The 19,008-nt window shown below is 74.0% G+C and carries 14 protein-coding genes and 1 pseudogene; 10 read left to right on the top strand and 5 right to left on the bottom strand.

The features are described 5' to 3' along the window. Positions 1-45: 45 nt before the first annotated feature. Positions 46-960, top strand: a complete 915-nt coding sequence (locus ACFZAM_RS27500; protein ID WP_355344044.1) for a hypothetical protein — start codon at positions 46-48, stop codon at positions 958-960. Positions 961-1,068: 108 nt separating this feature from the next. Continuing rightward, positions 1,069-6,021, top strand: a complete 4,953-nt coding sequence (locus ACFZAM_RS27495; RefSeq protein ID WP_391050092.1) for a hypothetical protein — start codon at positions 1,069-1,071, stop codon at positions 6,019-6,021. Between the two features lie 120 nt (positions 6,022-6,141). On the opposite strand, the gene ACFZAM_RS27490 is transcribed toward ACFZAM_RS27495, so the two are convergent. Further along, positions 6,142-6,549 carry a hypothetical protein gene (locus ACFZAM_RS27490; protein WP_391050091.1) on the bottom strand — a complete coding sequence of 136 codons (408 nt, stop codon included), beginning with the start codon at positions 6,547-6,549 and terminating at the stop codon, positions 6,142-6,144. Positions 6,550-6,715: 166 nt separating this feature from the next. On the opposite strand from ACFZAM_RS27490, the gene ACFZAM_RS27485 reads away from it, so the two are divergent. The 4 genes from ACFZAM_RS27485 (at position 6,716) to ACFZAM_RS27470 (ending at position 10,993) form a co-directional block, all read left to right on the top strand. Further along, on the top strand, positions 6,716-9,403 hold the full coding sequence (locus tag ACFZAM_RS27485) for a nitrate- and nitrite sensing domain-containing protein (protein ID WP_391050089.1): 2,688 nt from the start codon (positions 6,716-6,718) through the stop codon (positions 9,401-9,403). Further along, complete coding sequence (locus tag ACFZAM_RS27480; RefSeq protein WP_188286155.1) at positions 9,400-9,822, top strand: roadblock/LC7 domain-containing protein; 423 nt, start codon at positions 9,400-9,402, stop codon at positions 9,820-9,822. Before ACFZAM_RS27485 ends, ACFZAM_RS27480 begins: the two co-directional genes overlap by 4 nt. 32 nt (positions 9,823-9,854) lie before the next feature. Then, positions 9,855-10,250, top strand: coding sequence for a DUF742 domain-containing protein (locus tag ACFZAM_RS27475; RefSeq protein ID WP_355344056.1), 396 nt, complete (start codon positions 9,855-9,857; stop codon positions 10,248-10,250). A gap of 131 nt (positions 10,251-10,381) precedes the next feature. Then, positions 10,382-10,993 (top strand): ATP/GTP-binding protein, encoded by a 612-nt coding sequence (locus tag ACFZAM_RS27470; RefSeq protein WP_355344059.1) that lies wholly within the window; start codon positions 10,382-10,384, stop codon positions 10,991-10,993. A gap of 130 nt (positions 10,994-11,123) precedes the next feature. Here ACFZAM_RS27470 and ACFZAM_RS27465 read toward each other — a convergent pair. The 4 genes and pseudogenes from ACFZAM_RS27465 to ACFZAM_RS27450 form a co-directional block, all read right to left on the bottom strand. Further along, positions 11,124-11,995: pseudogene (locus ACFZAM_RS27465) on the bottom strand (FGGY-family carbohydrate kinase). A gap of 331 nt (positions 11,996-12,326) precedes the next feature. Continuing rightward, positions 12,327-13,514: a lipid-transfer protein gene (locus ACFZAM_RS27460; RefSeq protein WP_391050086.1), complete on the bottom strand. Its 1,188-nt coding sequence runs from the start codon at positions 13,512-13,514 to the stop codon at positions 12,327-12,329. Further along, the gene (locus ACFZAM_RS27455) at positions 13,511-13,987 is read right to left on the bottom strand and encodes a zinc ribbon domain-containing protein (RefSeq protein ID WP_391050084.1); all 477 of its coding nucleotides are present in this window, start codon (positions 13,985-13,987) and stop codon (positions 13,511-13,513) included. The genes ACFZAM_RS27460 and ACFZAM_RS27455 overlap by 4 nt, the downstream gene beginning before the upstream one ends. 119 nt (positions 13,988-14,106) lie before the next feature. Then, positions 14,107-14,472 carry an Mpo1-like protein gene (locus ACFZAM_RS27450; RefSeq protein WP_391050082.1) on the bottom strand — a complete coding sequence of 122 codons (366 nt, stop codon included), beginning with the start codon at positions 14,470-14,472 and terminating at the stop codon, positions 14,107-14,109. Between the two features lie 122 nt (positions 14,473-14,594). Here ACFZAM_RS27450 and ACFZAM_RS27445 point away from each other — a divergent pair, with 122 nt between their 5' ends. From ACFZAM_RS27445 to ACFZAM_RS27430, 4 genes are read left to right on the top strand one after another with little or no spacing between them, the layout of a single operon-like run. After that, positions 14,595-15,503 carry an NUDIX domain-containing protein gene (locus ACFZAM_RS27445; RefSeq protein WP_391050080.1) on the top strand — a complete coding sequence of 303 codons (909 nt, stop codon included), beginning with the start codon at positions 14,595-14,597 and terminating at the stop codon, positions 15,501-15,503. After that, positions 15,500-16,618 (top strand): molecular chaperone DnaJ, encoded by a 1,119-nt coding sequence (locus ACFZAM_RS27440; protein WP_391050078.1) that lies wholly within the window; start codon positions 15,500-15,502, stop codon positions 16,616-16,618. Before ACFZAM_RS27445 ends, ACFZAM_RS27440 begins: the two co-directional genes overlap by 4 nt. 40 nt (positions 16,619-16,658) lie before the next feature. Next, complete coding sequence (locus tag ACFZAM_RS27435) at positions 16,659-17,669, top strand: hypothetical protein (RefSeq protein WP_355344074.1); 1,011 nt, start codon at positions 16,659-16,661, stop codon at positions 17,667-17,669. Further along, positions 17,669-19,003 (top strand): adenylosuccinate synthetase, encoded by a 1,335-nt coding sequence (locus ACFZAM_RS27430; RefSeq protein WP_391050077.1) that lies wholly within the window; start codon positions 17,669-17,671, stop codon positions 19,001-19,003. The genes ACFZAM_RS27435 and ACFZAM_RS27430 overlap by 1 nt, the downstream gene beginning before the upstream one ends. Positions 19,004-19,008: the final 5 nt, after the last annotated feature.

Here is a 19,008-nt window from a genome sequence, read left to right as displayed (position 1 = left end):
GACGGTGCTGACCGGCGTCATCGCCTGGACCGAGGAGAGCGAGAAGTGAGCGAGTACCGGGAGACGGCGGCGGACACGCCCGAGGCCGCGGCGTACGAGGCCGGGAGCACCGGACCGGCGCGCACCGGGGGAGTGACGCCCGGCGACGCGGCGGACGCCGCCCGCCTCGTGGGCTTCGGGCTCCAGCCCAAGCTGCTGCCCGCCCGCGACGCGGAGTACGCGGAACTGATCCGCCGCCACCGCGAGGACCCCGCCTTCGCGCGCCTGGCCGACGCGGTCGCGGCCGGACTCGGCCTGATCGTGCTGGAGGTCTCGCCCCGCGCCGGAATGGCCCTGGCGGCGGGCGAGGACTCGGTGTTCGCCGTCCGGATGGGCGACTACGCCCGCCGCGCCGCCTCCGACTCCGGTGACCGCTTCCTGCACGGCCTGGCCCACCTCGCCGCGGCGGCGCTCGCCTTCCCGCGCCCCGAGGACCTCGCCGACGACGGCTACATCGGCCGGATCACCGTCAACGGCATCGACGCCTTCATCCGCCAGGCCTGCCGCCGCCTGGAGGAACAGGCCGACGAGACCGGTGAGAACACCGACCCGGCCAGCGACGCACCGGGACTGGAAGCCGCCTGGCGGGTCTACACCCGGCGCAGCGCGACCGGCGCCACCAAGGACGCCCGCAGACTGGCCAGTTCCACCACCGGCATCATCGGCAAGGCCGTCGCCTTCCTCGTCGACTCCGGCTTCCTCCAGCGCACCGGGGACGAGTCGGGAGGCACCTACCGCACCACCGCCCGCTACCAGTTGCAGGTCCGCGACATGGCGGGCAGCGCCGCCATGGCCGAACTGCTCGACCTCGGCATCGTCCCGGTCGGCGACGGCAGCGCCAGCCTCGTCCCCGCCGCCGCCGACGACAGCGGCCTCGACCTGGCCGCGGACGCCGGTCTGCCGTTCCACGCCCACACCTGACCGGGGCCCGCCTCCCACCCGCCCCGCCTCCCACCCGCCCCGCCTCCCACTCGCCCCCGACCTCCAGTCGACTTCCGACCTGAACCACGAGCCACGAGAGTCCGCCGCATGTACGAGCTTTCCCGACTCCGCCTCTACTCCATCGGGCCCGCGGGCGCGCGCTACGCCGACACCGTCCTGGACCTGCGGGGCGTCGGCGAGCCGGTGCCGCAACCCGCCCCCGCGCAGGGCGAGTTCTTCGCCGACGAGCCCGCAGGACCGCCGCGCCGCCCGGCGCCCGCGGGCGTGCTCTTCCTGGAGAACGGCGGCGGCAAGTCGGTCCTGCTCAAGCTGATTTTCTCGGTGATGCTGCCCGGCCACCGCAACACCCTGGGCGGCGCCAGCTCCGGCGTCCTGCGGAAATTCCTGCTGGCCGAGGACTGCGGCCACGTCGCCCTGGAGTGGCAGCACACCGTCACAGGCGAGCTGGTCGTGGTCGGCAAGGTCAGCGAGTGGCGAGGCCGCCAGGTCTCCACCGACCCGCGGAAATTCGCCGAGGCGTGGTATTCGTTCCGGCCGGGACCCGGCCTCAGCCTGGACTCGCTGCCCGTCGCCGAGGCCGCCAGCGTCCGGCCGCCGGTCGAGGGCATGTCCGGCGCGCGCGGCAGGCGCCGCACCATGAAGGGCTTCCGGGACGCGGTCACCGAGGCTGGCAAGGCGTACCCGCACCTGGAAGTGGTGTGGGAGGAGATCCACGACCGGTGGAACGAACACCTCGGCGACCTCGGCCTCGACCCCGAACTCTTCCGCTACCAGCGGGAGATGAACGCCGACGAGGGCGAGGCCGCGGGCCTGTTCGCCGTCAAGAAGGACTCCGACTTCACCGACCTCCTGCTGCGCGCCGTCACCGACACCCGTGACACCGACGGCCTCGCCGACCTCGTGCACGGCTTCGCCAACAAGCTCGGCCGCCGCGCTGAACTCACCGCGGAACGCGACTTCACCGCGGGCTCGCTCGACCTGCTGGAGCGGATCGTGGAGGCCGCCGCCACCCGCGACCAGGCCCGCGGCGTCCACGCCCAGTCCGAGCGCCGCACCCGCGCCCTCGCCCGTCGCCTGTCCGCCCGCGCCCAGCAGGAGCGCGGCAGGACCACCGAACTGGCCGAGCACATGGCGCGCGCCGCGCACAGCGTCACCGACGCCGACCAGGCCCGCGGCGGCAGCGCCCTGATCGCCGCCGAACTTGCCTACCGGCACGCCTCGTTGGCGCTGGCCGCCGCGGACAAGAGCGCCGCGGGACTCCGCCGCGAGCTGGGCGACGCCCGTACGCTGCACGCCGCCTGGCAGGCGGCCGAGACCGTACTGCGGCAGCGCGCCGCGGGCGACCGGCTGGCCCGCGTCACCGCCGCGATCCGCGAGGCCGAACGCGACGCGGCCCCGGCGCTGGCCGCCCGCACCCGCGCCGCCGCCGATCTCGTACGCGCCCTGCACGCCGCCGCCGCACGCGCCGAGCAGCAGGCCGACGCCGAGGAGGAGCGGTCCGCCGCGCTCCAGGCGGAGTCCGAGGCCGCGCACCGCGACGCGACCGCCGCCGCCACCGAGGCGCAGCGCGCCCGCAGCGAGAGCGGACACCTCGGGCAGCGGCTCGCCGAGGTCGAGCAGGAGACCGCGGAGGCGGTCAGCGCGGGCTGGCTCGACGACACCGCACCCGACGCCGACCCGGCCCGCGCGGCCCTCGCCGCCTCCGACGCGGAACAGACCGCGGCGGCCCTGGCCCGTTCCGCCACCGACACCGCCCACAGCGCCGCCGCCCGCGCCCGCGAGGCCGCCTCCGCCGAGGCCCGCGCCGACCTGGCCGCCGCCCGCGCCGCTGACGCCCTCACCACCGCGGAAGCCGCCAGAACCGCCGCGACCGTGGCGGCCACCGCGCTCGCCGCCGACCCCCGCCTGGCCGCCCTGCTGAGCGTGCCGGGCCCGCGCGACGGCACGGATTCCGCGGCGGGCCAGGACGCCGGACACCCGGTCGGCGCCCGCTCCGGCAGAACCTCCGACACCTCGGCCGGTGACAGCGCGACCGGGCCGCACGGCGGTACGGGCCGTGACGCCCGGGAGGGTTCGGCAGGACGGCACGGCCGTACGGGCTCCGGCGCCGCGGATACGGCCGCGGGCCGCACCGGCCAGGGCTCGGGAGCCTCCGACCGGGACGGCGCGGGCGCGTCGCCCCTCCGCCCCGCCGCCACGCGCCCGTCCGCGGACGGACCCCTCACCGCCGCGGAGCTCGACGGCTTCGCCGAGCCGCTGCGGGAACTGCTGGACAGCGCCGTCGCCTCCGCCGAGCGCAAACTCTTCGAGCTGCGGACCGCGGCGGCCGACGACGCGCGCATCCTCGCCGCGCTCGGCGACGGCGGCCTGCTGCCGCCGGGCCCCGACGTCCTGGCGACCGTCGAATTCCTGGGGGAGCACGGCATTCCGGCGCTGCCCGGCTGGCGCTACCTCGCACAGGCCGTGGACCCGGTGGACCACGCGGTCGTGCTGGCCTCCCGCCCCGAGCTGGTCGACGGCGTCGTGGTCACGGAACCCGGCTCGTACCAGCGGGCCAGGGACGTGCTGGCGCAGGCCGCGCTGCTGCCGCGCTCGACGGTCGCGGTCGGCACCGCGGCGGCGCTGCTCGCGCCGCCGCCCGCGACGGCGGCGGGCAGCGCGGACCAGGACGTGTTCCTGGTCCCGCCGAACCCGGCGATGCACGACGAACTGGCCGCCGACGGCGAACGCCAGGAGCTGCGGGCCCGCGCCACCGCCCGCGAGGAGGACATCAGGACGCTCGCGGCCCGGCTCGCGCACGACCGGACGCTGTCGGCCCGCCTCGCCTCGTGGCGCGCCTCCTGCCCGCCGGACCGCCTCGCCGAGCTGGAGGCGGAGGTCACCGCCGCGCGGCAGAGCGCGGAGCAGGCCCGCGCGGAGCTGGCCGCGCTGCGCGCCGAACGCGCGGAGGCCGAGGCCGCCGCCGCCGAGAGCGCGCGGGACAACGACGCCCGCCGCGCCGCCGCCGAGCAGGCCCGGCGCCGCGCCGACGCGCTCGCCGGTCTCGCCCACCGGCTCCGCGAGCGCGCCAACTGGCAGCGCAGGGCACGGGAGTTGGCCGCCGACGCGGCCGAGGCGGAGACCCGCGCCGAGACCTGCCTGGCGCAGGCCCGCGCCGCGGACGAGGACCGCCGCGCCGCCCAGCGCGCCTCCGACGACGCCCGCCGCACCGCACGCGTCCTGCGCGCCGAGCGGTCCGAGATCGCCGGAGCCCCCGACGAGAGCGCGCAGGACCGGGCGCAGGCCCCCGCGGCCACCGAGTCGCTGCCCGCGCTCCGCGAGGCGTACCACTCGGCCTCCCAGGTGTACGAGAAGGTCGGTGTGGGCGCCGACCTGCGCGCCGAGCAGGCCCGCGCGGAGAGCACCGAGAACGCGGCCCTGGTCGAACTGGACCGGCTCACCAACAAGGTCCGCAGCCGCGCCGCCCAGTTGCTCGAAGGCCCGGACGGCGCCGACGGCCCCTCACGGCAGGCCGCGGCGGCCCGCGCGGAACAGCTCGTACAGACCCTGGAGTCGCGCGCCTCCGCCGCCAGCGAGCAGTTGGGGCGGCTGCGCGGCGAGGCGGAACGGCTCGCGCCCGCGGACGGCGACCGGCACACCGACCTGCCCGACGGACTGGCGCCGCGCGACGCCGAGCACGCGCAGGAGCTGCTGCGCGCCGCCAACGCCGAACTGGCCTCCCGCACCGACGCGTTGGAGCAGGCGAGGGCCGCCCACACGGACATGGTCCACGCCCACCGCGCCGCCGAGGACGCGGCGGGCGGCTTCGACGAGATCGCCGCGATGCTGCGCGACCTGCTGCGGGACAACGCGCCGGGACAGCAGGACGAGGACGAGCCGGAGCCGTACCCCGGCAGCACCGAGGAGGCCCGGCAGGCCGCGGCGGAGGCCCGGCGCGGTCTGCGCGGCTGCGCGGCCGACCTGTCCACCGCGGAGACCCAGCTCCGCGAAGCCTCCGACGTCCTGGTCCGGCACGCCAACGCGGTGCGCTACGAGCAGGTCAGGACGCCCGCGCGCCAGCAGATCAGGGAACTGCCCGCCGCCGCGCTGCCCGAGCACGCCGCCGCCTGGGCGACCGCCTTCGCCCCGCGGCTGCGCGTGCTGACCGACGAGCTGACCCAGCTGGAGCGCAACCGCGACAGCATCGTGGACCGGCTGCGCGGCCTGGTCGAGTCCTCGCTCGCCACCCTGCGCTCGGCGCAGCGCCTGTCACGGCTGCCGGAAGGGCTCGGCGAATGGTCGGGCCAGGAGTTCCTGCGGATCCGCTTCGAGGACCCGGACCAGTCCGTTCTCACCGAACGCCTCGGCGAGGTCATCGACGAGGCCACCAGGGCCGCCGTACGCAAGAATTCGGACCTGCGGCGGGACGGGATGTCCCTGCTGCTGCGCGGCGTCGGGTCCGCGCTCGAACCGCGCGGCATCGCCGTGGAGATCCTCAAACCGGACGCGGTGCTGCGCGCCGAGCGGGTGCCGGTCGGACAGATGGGCGATGTGTTCTCCGGCGGGCAGCTCCTCACCGCCGCCATCGCCCTCTATTGCACGATGGCCGCGCTGCGCAGCAACGACCGGGGCCGGGACAAGCAGCGGCACGCGGGCACCTTGTTCCTCGACAATCCCATCGGTCGCGCCAACGCCACCTATCTCCTGGAATTGCAGCGCGCGGTGGCCGACGCCTTGGGCGTACAGCTCATTTACACCACGGGACTGTTCGACACCACGGCACTCGCCGAATTCCCGCTGGTGGTCAGGCTCCGCAATGACGCGGATCTGCGGGCGGGCCTGAAATACATCAGCGTCGAGGAGCACCTGCGGCCGGGACTTCCGGTCCCCGACCCGCAGGGCGAGCAGGTGCACGGCGAGATCACCGCCACCCGGATGTACCGACGGCCGCCCGAGCCGGAGCGGGACGGGGGAGACGGGGAATCGGACGTGCCCGTTTCCGGGTCCGCGCGCGCCGCCGTGCCCGGACCGGGCAGGGAACTCCAGCCGGACAGAGGCTAGTCCGGACCGCCGCCGGCGGTGGCCGCCGCTGCTACCGGCCGCCGCTGGTAATGACCGCGATCAGCTCCCGGACCGTCGCCCGACCACCAGGTACCGACGGCAGACCGCGAGCGGCCGGAGTCAGACCCCGAGGTGCCAGGGCAGATGACGCGGTATGTGCACCCGCCGCGTCGGCCTGCCGCGCGCGGCCGACCGCGCCGCACGGTGCCTTCTGCGCCGCTCCCTGCGCAGGGCACGGGCCGCGCTGCTCGGGCTGGAGAGCACCCCGTTGCGCTGGTTCCACACCTGTCGCGTCACCCACACGTCCAACACCGCCCACGTGGCGACGACGCTGGTGAAGACGGCGGAGATCAGCGCGGGCGCCGACAGCCAGGAGTGTCCGGCGGCCAGCAGTACGGCCATCACCGCGAGGATCAGCGCGACGGCCACGATCAGCACCGCCCGCACCGCCGCCGCTCGTACCGGATCGGGCATTCGGGGAGTGCCGACCGGGTCCTCGGTCCACACCCGCCCTTGTTCGAAGTCCATACAAGGTGCCTGCCCCGAATCTTCACGATGCATTCCGGGGTACGTATCCGGCCAGACCTGCCCAACCCTACGCACTGGCTTTCGAGTTACCGCATCGGCAGTAGTAGGCTCACGCCGTTTAAACGCGACAGACGATCCCCATACCGGGGAAGACGTTGGGGAGGCCATGCGCTTTCGCGGTACGACGATCCGCCGGAAGATCGTGGCGCTGCTGCTGATCCCACTGGTGTCCCTCACCCTCATCTGGGCCTTCGCCGCCACCATCACCGGGCGCGAGGTGTTCGGACGGCCGGACATCCAGCGAATAGTCGACAATGTCGGCTATCCCGCCGACGACGCGGTTCGGAACCTTCAGCAGGAGCGCAGGGTCGCTCTGGTCTTTCTGGCCAACACCCGTGACTCCGAGGCGCGGATCGCCTACGACAAGCAGGAACACGCCACCGACGCGTCCATCGCCAAGATGCGGACGACCATCGACGCGTCCGGCGTCCGCGACGACCTCAACGCGCGGTCCCGCGACCGCCTCGACGACCTCCTCAACACCGTCGAGGGCCTCACCTCGCTCCGCCAGCGGATCGACAACCAGCGGATCACCCGCGACGACGCCTACCAGGCGTACAACTCGCTGGTCGATCCCACCTTCGACCTCTTCGAGGAGTACCTCCCGCTCAGCGACGTCACGCTGGACAGCCAGCGGCGCGCGGTGATCGGCCTCTACCGGGCGCAGGAGGAGGTCAGCCGCGAGGACGCGCTGATGGCCGCCGCGATCAGCACCGGCCACACCAGCAAGGACGAACTGCGCTCCTTCACCTTCGCGGTCGCCGAGCAGCGCAACTACTACGCCGTCGACCTCAAGACCCTCACCGACGAGGCGCGCGCGCCCTTCGACACGTACTGGCAGAGCGCCAGCGGCAAGGCGCTGCGGGCCGCCGAGAACGCGATCATCGTCGCGGGCGTGGAGGAGGCGCCGGTCGTGGCCGCCCAGAAGGCGTGGCCCGCGACCGCCGCCACCGTGATGACCGACCTCGGCAAGCTCGACGGCGACGCCATCGCGAAGTTCAGCAAGCAGGCCAGGCCGCTGTCCACCACGCTGGTCGTCGAAGCCGCCGTCATCGGTGTCCTCGGTCTGGTCGCGGTGATCGCCTCGCTGATCGTGTCGGTACGGATCGGCCGCAGCCTGATCCGCGACCTGTCCGGGCTGCGCCGCGAGGCCCAGGAGGTCTCCGGCACCCGGCTGCCCCGCGTCATGCGGCGGCTGGCCGCGGGCGAACAGGTCGACGTCGAGACCGAGGTGCCGCGCCTCCAGTACTCCGACGACGAGATCGGACAGGTCGGCAAGGCGCTCAACACCCTCCAGCGGGCCGCCGTCGAGGCCGCCGTCCGCCAGGCCGACATGCGCAAGGGCGTCTCCGAGGTCTTCGTCAACCTCGCCCGCCGCAGCCAGGTCCTGCTGCACCGTCAGCTCACCTTGCTGGACGCGATGGAGCGCCGCACCGAGAACGCCGAGGAACTGGCCGACCTCTTCCGCCTCGACCACATGACCACCCGCATGCGGCGGCACGCCGAGGGCCTGGTCATCCTCTCCGGTGTCGCCCCCTCCCGGCAGTGGCGCAAGCCCGTCCAGCTCATGGACGTGGTCCGCGCCGCCGTCGCCGAGGTCGAGGACTACGAGCGGATCGAGGTACGGCGTCTGCCCCGGCTGGCCGTCACCGGCTCCGCGGTCGGCGACCTCACCCACCTGCTCGCCGAACTCATCGAGAACGCCGCCGTGTTCTCGCCGCCGCACACCGCGGTACGGCTGCACGGCGAGCCGGTCGCCAACGGCTTCGTGCTGGAGATCGACGACCGCGGCCTCGGCCTGACGCCCGACGCGCTGCTGGAGTCCAACCTCCGGCTGGCCGAGACCCCGGAATTCGAACTGTCGGACACCGACCGGCTCGGCCTGTTCGTGGTCAGCCGCCTCGCGCAGCGCCAGGGCGTCAGGGTCTCGCTGCGGCAGTCCCCGTACGGCGGCACCACCGCCGTCGTCCTCATCCCGGCGAATCTGCTCACCGAGACCGGCGACGACACCGGCGCGACCAAGATCGGCGACCTCACCGAGTCCCGCCCGGCGCGGGTGCCCTCCGACACCGAGCACACCTTCCGGCAGTGGGGCCTGGACGGCATCGGCGGCGAGACGCAGAAGGAGCACGAGGCGCACCCGGCGGACGAACCCGTCGGCGCGCCGGTCGGCGAGACGGGCGACCCGGAACTCGACGGGCCGCTGCCGTTGCCGCGCCGCCGCCGCACCGCGCCCGTACTGGTCTCCGACCGCGGCCGACCGGTCGGCGGACCCTCCGCGCAGACCTCGCAGGCCGACCGGGGAGCGCTGGAACAGGCCGCGGAGCGGGCCGTGGCGCAGGCGCAGGCCCGCGGCGAGCTGTACCCACAGGGCCAGCCGCAGGCGCAGACCCCGGCGCAGGCACCGGCTCCGGCGGAGCCCCAGCCGCTGCCCGCGCGCCGGTCCCCGTCTCGGCCCGCGTCCGAACCCACGCCCGAACCCCCGTCCGGATCCCCGCCTTTGACGGCCGCGAAGAAGACGACCGCGTCCGGCGCGAGCGGCAGCGCACTGCCCCGCCGGGTCAGGCAGGCCAATCTGGCGCCGCAGTTGAGGGTGGAGACCACTGCCCACGACAGCGGCGGCGCGACCGGCGAGGGCGCCGGCCGCGAGCGGTCGGCGGACGAGGTCCGCGACCGGATGGCGGCACTCCAGCGCGGCTGGCAGCGCGGCCGGGAAGTGACCGAGAACGACGGCACGCAAGACGACCCGTCGGCATCCGCACCGAGAACGACACCTGAGGGGAACGGTCGATGACCGCACCATCGAGCCCGACACGCGAGCTGAGCTGGCTCCTTGACGATCTGGTCTCGCGCGTGGCCAGCATCCGCAAGGCCCTGGTCCTCTCCGGCGACGGCCTGGCCATCGGCGCGTCGGACGGACTGACCCGCGAGGACTCCGAGCACCTCGCCGCCGTCGCATCCGGCTTCCACAGCCTCGCCAAGGGCGTTGGGCGGCACTTCGAGGCCGGACGCGTCCGGCAGACCATGGTCGAACTGGACGACGCCTTCCTCTTCGTGACGGCGGCGGGCGACGGAAGCTGCCTGGCCGTACTCAGCGCGGCCGAGTCCGATGTCGGCCAGGTCGCGTACGAGATGGCGCTACTGGTCAAGCGGGTCGGTGCCCACCTGGGCACCGCGGCTCGGAACGACGGCGGCGCGGCACTCAGCGGCTGACCGGATGATCTGACAACGGGGTGACGGGTGTCATGACTTCTGATTCGGACCGGTGGTACGACGACGCGGCAGGACCGGTGGTGCGGCCCTATGCGATGACAAGGGGCCGCACCAGCAACGCCGCTGAGACGAAGATCGACCTGATCGCCCTGGTGATCACGGAGACCGAGGCCGGGGACGACGGAGGCGCGCAGGACGACCACACGCTGTCACCCGAGCACCTCGACATCGTCGAACGCTGTCAGGTCCAGGCCGTCTCCGTCGCGGAGCTGGCCGCCGACCTCGACCTGCCGGTCGGGGTGGTCCGCGTCCTGGTCGGGGACCTGCTGGAGGCGTCGCACGTACAACTCCACCAGCCGGTCCCACCGGCCGAGTTGGTGGACGAGAACATCCTGCGCGAGGTCATCAACGGGCTGCGCGCGCTGTAGCGGATCGTGATCCACTGCGGCGTGCCGGTCATGTTCGAACAGGACTAGGCTCTCCGCAGACGTACGACGAAGCGCAACCGACGTACAGATCGACGTACAACTGACAACGCCGGCAGGGAAGTAGACACAACATGGCTTTCGCGCGATCGGATCGCCGCCGCAAGCCGTCCGCCGACGAGCCGGTGGCGCTCAAGCTGCTGGTGGCGGGCGGCTTCGGCGTGGGCAAGACCACGCTGGTGGGCGCGGTCAGCGAGATCAGGCCGCTGCGCACCGAGGAGTCGCTCAGCGAGGCGGGCCGCCCGGTGGACGACATCGAGGGCGTGGAGGGCAAGCGCACCACCACCGTCGCCATGGACTTCGGGCGGATCACGCTCAGGGACAACCTGGTGCTGTATCTGTTCGGCACGCCAGGACAGGACCGGTTCTGGTTCCTGTGGGACGAGTTGGCGCAGGGCGCGCTCGGCGCGGTCGTGCTCGCCGACACCCGCCGCCTGGAGGACTGCTTCGCGGCCGTCGACTACTTCGAGCGGCGCGGCATCCCCTTCACGGTCGCCGTCAACTGCTTCGACGGCGCTGAGCTGCACGCGCCGGACATCGTGCGCGACGCCCTCGACCTGGACGCCTCGGTGCCGGTGGTGATGTGCGACGCGCGCGAGCGGGACTCGGCGAAGAACGTCCTGATCACCGTGGTGGAACACGCGGCGCAGATGGCGACGGGGCGCAAGGAGCCCGCCGCCACCTGAGCCCGGCGGCTGCCTGGGGCCGGACGCTTCCGCAGACCGGACGCCGCCTCGGACGCTTCCGCAGCCCGGCCGCCGCCTGAGTCCGGTTCTTCTGCGAGACGGCCAACCGGCCGCCGTTCAGAGCCGGACGCTATCCGGCGGAGCCGTCCTCGCCGTCCTCCTCCAGCCAGCCGAAGCTCCGCTCGACGGCCATCTTCCAACGCCGGTAACCGAGTTCACGTCGCGGCTCGGCCATGCGCGGCCTCCACTCGGTGTCGCGCTCCCACTGCGCCCTGAGCGTGTCGAGGCCGTCCCACACGCCGGTCGCCAGACCCGCCGCGTAGGCCGCGCCGAGGCTGGTGGTCTCGGCGACGACCGGCCGGACCACCGGCACGCCCAGCACGTCAGCCTGATGCTGCATCAGCAGGCTGTTGACGGTCATGCCGCCGTCCACGCGCAGTTCGGCGATGCGTACCCCGGAGTCCTCCTGCATCGCGTCGACCACCTCGCGGGTCTGCCAACTCGTGGCCTCCAGCACGGCCCGCGCCAGGTGCGCCTTGGTGACGAAGCCGGTGAGCCCGGTGATCACACCGCGCGCGTCGGACCGCCAATAGGGCGCGAACAGCCCGGAGAAGGCCGGCACGACGTAGGCGCCGCCGTTGTCGGGCACGCTCGCGGCCAGCGGCTCGATCTCGTCCACGCTGCGGATGAGGCCGAGTTGGTCGCGCAGCCAGTGGACGAGTGCCCCGGTGACGGCGATCGAGCCCTCCAGTTGGCGATCCCGAGGGCGCTGAGCTGGTCGGGGCGCAGCCCGGCCCTGGCGAGCGCGCCCGCCGCCACGGCCTGCGTCTTCGCCCAGATCTCGGTCGCGTCGTGCTCCACCCAGCCGGGCCTGGGGAGGATCTGCCGGTGGTCGCGCCGGTCGGCGGCGACGATCCGGCCGCCGCTGTCGAAGACGACGCACCGGGTGGATGTGGTGCCCTGGTCGATGGCGGCTACGTAGCTCACGGGCTGGTCGCTCATGTCGGTCTCCCTTGCCCGGTCCGCGCGGGACCGTGTCGGGAACGGGCGGCGGCGCGGACCGCCGGTGGCCGGTGCCCCTCCCGCCGACCGGCTCCGCGCCACCGGAAGTGTTCTCCAGGGGTGACGGAGCGTCAAGAAGCCTGACCGATCACGTCACTTCACGGCGGAGCCGGGACCGATCCCCACCGTGTGACCCGACACGCGTCGGTACGGTCCGGCCCGGTACGCGTCCGCCTGGCCCGTACGGCCCGGCGCGCGTCCGACCAACCCGTGCGGCCCGGTGCGCGTCCGCCCGGCCCGTACGATCCGCTACGCGCCCCCCGGTGCCCGGTCACTTCACCACGACCACCGCGGAGCCGTGCCCGAACAGCCCCTGGTTGGCGGTGATTCCGAGCCGCGCTCCCGCGACCTGCCGCCCTTCCGCCCGGCCGCGGATCTGGCGGACCAGCTCGCAGACCTGCGCGATGGCCTGGGCGGGTACGGCCTCGCCGAAGGACGCCAGGCCGCCGCTGGTGTTGACCGGGATGGCGCCGCCCAGCGCGGTCGCCCCCGACCGCAGCAGCTTGGCGCCCTCACCCGTCGCGCACAGGCCCAGATCCTCGTACCACTGGAGTTCCAGGGCGGTCGAGAGGTCGTAGACCTCCGCCAGGTCGAGGTCTCCCGGCGCGATCCCGGCTTCCTCGTACGCCGCCGCCGCGATCGAGGCGCGCGGCTCCCGTCCGGGCGGGGGCACGGCGACGGCGGAGTCACTCGCGATGTCCGGCAAGTCCGGTACGGTGCGCGGGTATTGGGGCGTCACGGTGGAGACCGCGCGGATCCGTACCGGGGCGGAGGTGTGCCGCCGGGCGAAGTCCATGCTCGACAGCACGAGCGCGGCGCCGCCGTCCGAGGTGGCGCAGATGTCCAGCAGCCGCAGCGGATCGGCGACGACCGCGGAGGCCGCGACCTCTTCGGCGCTGACCGGCTCGCGGTAGCGGGCCAGTGGATTGGCCGCGCCCGCACGGGAGTTCTTGACCTTCACCTGTGCGAAGTCGTCGAGCGTGTCACCGTGCACGGCCATCCTGCGGCGCGCGTACAGCCCGAAGTAGCCGGGGTTGGTGGCGCCGAGGACCCGGAAGCGCAGCCAGTCGGGGTCGTCGGGCCGCTCGCCGCCCGCGGGGGCGAAGAAGCCCTTGGGCGCGGAGTCGGCGCCGACCACGAGCGCCACGTCGGTGAGGCCCGCCAGGATCTGCGCGCGGGCCGTCGCGATGGCCTGCGCCCCGGAGGCGCACGCGGCGTAGACGCTGGTGACGCGGGCGCCCTGCCAGCCGAGCGCCCGCGCGAAGGTCGCGCCCGCGACGTATCCGGGATAGCCGCCGCGTACGGTGTCGGCGCCCACCACCGACCGCACCTCGCGCCAGTCGAGGCCCGCGTCCGCGAGGGCCGCGCGGGCGGCGGCGACCCCGTACTCGGTGAACGGCCGCCCCCACTTGCCCCAGGGGTGCATGCCGGCGCCGAGCACCGCGATGTCGGCGGTCATCGGGCACCGCCCACGGGCCGCCAGTTCCAGGTGCCGCGCCCGTTGCCGGCGCCGCCCGTACTGTCGGCTGCCGTCTCCCCGAGCACCCCGGGCACCAGCTCGACCGGCATCCCGACCGCGAGATCGGCCGGGGTCACCCCGGGCGCCGCCTGTCCCAGCACGACCATCCGCTCGTCCGCCAGCTCGACGGCGACCAGGGTGTACGGCTGCCACGCGCGCCCGGGGTCCGAGGGATACGGCGGCGGCGTCCGGTAGCGGGCGTCGGTGTACGACCAGACGTGCCCGGTCCTGGAGAGCGGGAACTCGTCCAAGTCGGTACCCGCGCAAGCGGGGTTGCGGCAGAAGGAGTCCTCACGGGGGAAGAACACGCTTCCGCAGTCGCGGCATCGGGTGCCGAGCAGCCGGAAGTCGGTTCCCGTCCCCTCGGTGAACCAGCCCTCGACCACCGGCGGTGTGCGCCTGTGCTGCTCCACGCGGCCTCCCCGGCTCGTCATCTGACGGATCGTCAGAAGTGTGCCACGGGCGGCCCGCCGGCGGAACAGCGCCGGACCGCGCGAAGTCGGCGGGCCGGAAGGGCCGGCGTGAGGCGGTGTCAGGCGTCGTCGCCCGTGCCGCCCTGCTCCGCCAGCCACTTGTCCGCCGTCTCGGCCAGTTCGGCGTCCCGTCCGGCGAGCATGGTGGTGATCATCTTGACGTCGCCGCGCAGCGACCACGCCGGGTGCCCGAAGGTCGCCGGATTGTTCTTCTCGATCAGGAAGTGGGCGGGCCACGCCGTTCCGTACCCGATCAGCGGCAGCGCCGCCGCGTACCGCTTGCGGCCCCGCGCCAGGCCGTACCCGGTGACCGCGAGGCCGGTGAGCGTGCCCGCCAGGTGCACCCAGCGGGTGGCGGCCTTCGAGTGCATCGCCACGTAGTACGGCCAGAACTCCTCGAAAGTGCTGAACGTCTGCTTCGTCATTACCGCAGAGTAGCGCCGCCGCTGGACGGTGTCAGGGGTCGGTGCTATGGTCTTCTCGTAGTGAGAATGACTCACCCTGAGAACAACATGCGGGGTGGGTTCGGCGCGAGACGGGGGCGATCATGACGGACGCGGTGAACACGCCGGAGTCGGCGGGGGAGTCGGCGGCGCGGCGGGAGCGGGACTTCCTCGACTCCTACGATCCGCGCGCCTTCGACCCGATCGCCGTGACCGTCGACATCGTCGCGCTGACCCTGCGCGCCGACCGGCTGCACGTACTGGCCGTCGAGCGGGGCGGACCGCCGTTCGCGGGGGAGCGGGCACTGCCGGGCGGATTCGTCCGCGCGGGACGCGAGTCCCTGGACGAGGCGGCGGCGCGGGAGTTGGCCGAGGAGACCGGCCTGGACGCCACGGCGCTCGGCCGGGTCCACCTGGAACAGCTCGGCTCCTACGGCGTCCCCGACCGCGACCCGCGCATGCACGTGGTCTCGATCGCGTACCTCGCCTTCGCGCCGGGACTGCCCGATGCCACGCCGGGAAGCGACGCCGCGGGCGCCGCCTGGATCCCCGTCGAAGCAATCCTCCCGAAAGGGCAACCGGACGCGGCGCCGCCGCGTCCCTTCGAGCAGGGTCGGCGGACCGGAATCTACGGGGGTGGTACCGGCCGCCGGCCCGCTTCTCACGGGAGCGCTCCCCGGCTCGCCTTCGACCACGACCGCATCCTCGCGGACGGTCTGGAACGCGCCCGCGGAAAGATCGAGTACACCCCGCTGGCCACGGCTTTCCTCGGCGAGACCTTCACCATCAGCGAATTGCGCGCGGTCTACGAGACGGTGTGGGGCGCGCCGCTGCACGCGGGCAACTTCCACCGCAAAGTGCTCTCCGTGCCGGGCTTTGTGGAGTCCACCGGCGAGACCGACAGCCGCCCCGGCAGCAAGGGCGGTCCGCGCGCCCGTCTCTACCGGGCAGGCGATGCCCGGTTGCTGCACCCGGCGCTGCTCCGCCCCGACCGGGAGGACGACGTCCGATGACCGCCACCACGAATCCGCTCGGTGACCCGGCCGGTGACCGGACCAACGGCCCGACGCGTGGCGCGAGTCGCGGACCCCTCGGCGACACCGGCAACGACCCGGCGGGCGCACACATACGCACCTTCGAGGACGCCCTCGCCGCCCTCGACGCCGACTTCCCGGCCGACGCCCACGACGCGGTCCGCCGCTACCGGCGGCTCGCCCGGCTGCTGCACCCCGACGCCGCACCACCCGGCCGCACCGCGGAGGCCGCCGCGGCCTTCGCCCGGCTGTCCGCCCGCCACCACCACACCGACGAAAGGGCCACCGCTCCCACCGTCACCACCGCGGACCGCCGCTACGTCCTCGGCCCGGTCCTGGCCACCGGCGACCTCGCCGTCCTGCGGACCGCCCACTACGACGAGAACGGCGACCGGCGCGAGGCCCTACTGAAGATCCCGCAACGGCCCCGCGACAACGACCTGTTGGAGCACGAGGCCGACGTGCTGCGCCGCCTCGACACCGTCGGCGAACGGCGGCACCGCGCGTACGCCCCGCAACTGATCGAGAGCTTCCGGCACCGCGACACCGACGGCGTCGAGCGGCACGTCAACGCGCTCGTACCGCTCACCGGCTTCCACACGCTCGCCGAGGTCGCCGCCGCCCACCCCGGCGGCCTCGACCCGCGCGACGCGGCCTGGATGTGGCGCCGCCTGCTGACCGCGCTCGGCTGGGCCCACCGCGCCCGGCTGGTGCACGGCGCCGTCTTCCCCGAACACGTCCTCATCCACCCCGAGTTGCACGGCCTGGTCCTGGTCGACTGGTGCTACGCGACCGCCTTCGACACCCATGTGCCGGTCCTCGTCGACCGGCACAGGGACGCCTATCCGCCCGAGGTCCCGGAGCGCCGACCGGCCTCCCCGGCCACCGACATCCACCTCGCCGCGCTCTGCGTGCGGCAGCTCATGGGCGACCGGGCACCGGCGCCGATGCGCGCCTTCCTGCGCGCGTGCGTACTGCCCTCGCAGAACGCACGCCCGCAGGACGCCTGGCAGCTCCTCGGCGAGCTGGACGACCTGCTGGAACGGCTCTACGGGCCGCGCACCTTCCGCCCGTTCGCCATGCCGCACATCTGACAACCGCGACACCACCACCACGACACAAGGGGGAACCACCATGGGCAGCGGAAGCTGGTCCACCAATGTCTACGACGCCGCCGCGCGCTACCGCGCCGCGTCCGGCTCCGGCGCCTTCGCCTACAGCGACCACGTCACCGGCTCGTCCCCGCGCAGCAGTTGGGCGGCCCACCCGTCACTCGACCCCAAGAACATCACCCTGCGGGAGAGCCGCGACTCCGCGGAACACCCCACCTCGCTCGCCATCGCCGTGCTCTTCGACGTCACCGGCTCGATGCGCACCGTGCCGCAGGTGCTCCAGACCAAGCTCCCCGAGCTGTTCGGCCTGCTGCTGCGCAAGGGCTACACCGAGCACCCGCAGGTGATGTTCGGCGCGGTCGGCGACGCCACCTGCGACCGGGTGCCCCTCCAGATCGGGCAGTTCGAGTCCGACAACCGGATGGACGACGACCTCGGCAACATCCTCCTGGAGGGCGGGGGCGGCGGCCAGATGAGCGAGTCGTACGAACTCGCGCTCTACACCATGGCCCGGCACACCGCGCTGGACTGCCACGAGAAGCGCGGGCGGCGCGGCTACCTGTTCCTGATCGGCGACGAGATGCCGTACGGCAAGGTCAAGGCGCGCGAGGTGTGGGACGTCCTCGGCGAGCGCATCCCGCAGGACATCCCGATCACCGACATCGTCACCGAACTCCAGCGCACCTACCACGTCCACTACATCCTCCCGGCGGGCTCCTCCTACGTCGGCAATACCGAAGTGCTCGGCATCTGGCGGAAGTTGCTCGGCCAGAACGTCATCGAGCTGGACGACCTCGACGCGGTCTGCGAGACCATCGCGCTGACCGTCGGCCTCGGCGAGGAGGCGATCGACCTCGCCGCGGGCCTGGCCGACCTGGCCGACGTCGGCTCGGCGGCGGGCGACAGCGTCAGCAGGGCGCTCGCCGGACTCGACCGCGGCAGGGACGGCGCGGCCCGCGGCAGCGCCCTCGCCGTCTCCGACGCGCCCCTCACCGACGGCGACGCGGGTCCCGCCACCACCACGAGGCTGTAGTGCACACCATCGTCGTCGACCTCGGATTCGGGGACGCGGGCAAGGGCGCCGCCGTGGACCGGCTCTGCCAGGACGGTACGGTCCAGGCGGTCGTCCGGTTCAACGGCGGCGCCCAGGCCGCGCACAACGTCGTCACCGCAGACGGCCGCCACCACACCTTCGCGCAGTTCGGCTCCGGCACGCTGCGCGGGGTCCGCACCCACCTGTCGCGGTTCATGACCGTCGACCCGCTCGCGCTGGCCGCCGAGGCCGACCACCTGCGCACGGTCGGCGTCCCCGACCCGTACGCCCTGCTGTCCGTCGACCGCGCGGCGCCGATCGCCACCCCGTACCACGCCGCCGCCAACCGGCTGCGGGAGCAGGCGCGCGGCGCCGACCGGCACGGCTCCTGCGGGATGGGCGTGGGCGAGGCCGCCGCGTACGCGCTCGCCCACCCCGGTGACGCGCCGACCGTCGGCGACTGCGCGTCACGCCCTCGGCTGCTGCGCCAACTGCGCCTGCTGCGCGACCGGTTGGCGGACGAGTTGGGCCCGCTTCCCGCGCCGCCGGTCGAGGACTGCGCGGAAGTCCTCGCCGCCTTCGCCCGTACGGTCACCCTGACCGACGGGGCCGCGCTGCACGACCTCCTGCGACGGGGCCCGGTGGTCTTCGAGGGCGCCCAGGGCGTCCTGCTGGACGAATGGCACGGCTTCCACCCGTACACCACCTGGTCCACCACCACCTTCGCCAACGCCGAGACGCTGCTGGCCGAGGCGGGTACACCGGGCGAGGCACGGCGGCTGGGCGTCGTGCGCACCTACACCACCCGGCACGGGCCGGGCCCGCTCGTCACCGAGGACCCGGAGCTGACACCGCTGCTGCCCGAGCCGCACAACGGCCACGGCCGCTGGCAAGGCGCCTTCCGCACCGGCCACTTCGACGCCGTCGCGCACGCGTACGCCGTGGAGGTCTGCGGGGGAGTGGACGCCCTCGCCGTCACCCACCTCGACGCGCCCGCCCGCGCCCGCGGCCTGCGCATCTGCCGCGCCTACGGCATCGACGGCACCCTCGTCGAACGCCTCGCGCCGGGTCCGCCCGGCGACCTGGCCCGCCAGGCCGCCCTCACCGCGCGCCTCCAGCGCGCCCGCCCGGCCCTGTGGGACACGCCCGGACGCGACCCGCGCCGCTGGTCGGACGCGATCGGCGCGGCCCTGGGCGCCCCCGTCCTGCTGGAGTCCTCGTCCCCGACCCGCCAGGTCCTGCGCAAGCCGCCCCGCGGCCCCGAAGCCGGCCCGACCCGCAAGGCCGCCTCTGAAGCGGCCCGGCACCCCACCCGCCCGACCGCTGTCCGATAGGGTCC

Origin of the sequence: Streptomyces sp. NPDC008079 (genome assembly GCF_042957385.1) — a bacterium.
Classification (GTDB): Bacteria; Actinomycetota; Actinomycetes; order Streptomycetales; family Streptomycetaceae; genus Actinacidiphila.
Note: the sequence above shows the minus strand (reverse complement) of the source record. Positions and strands in the feature narration are given on the sequence as shown.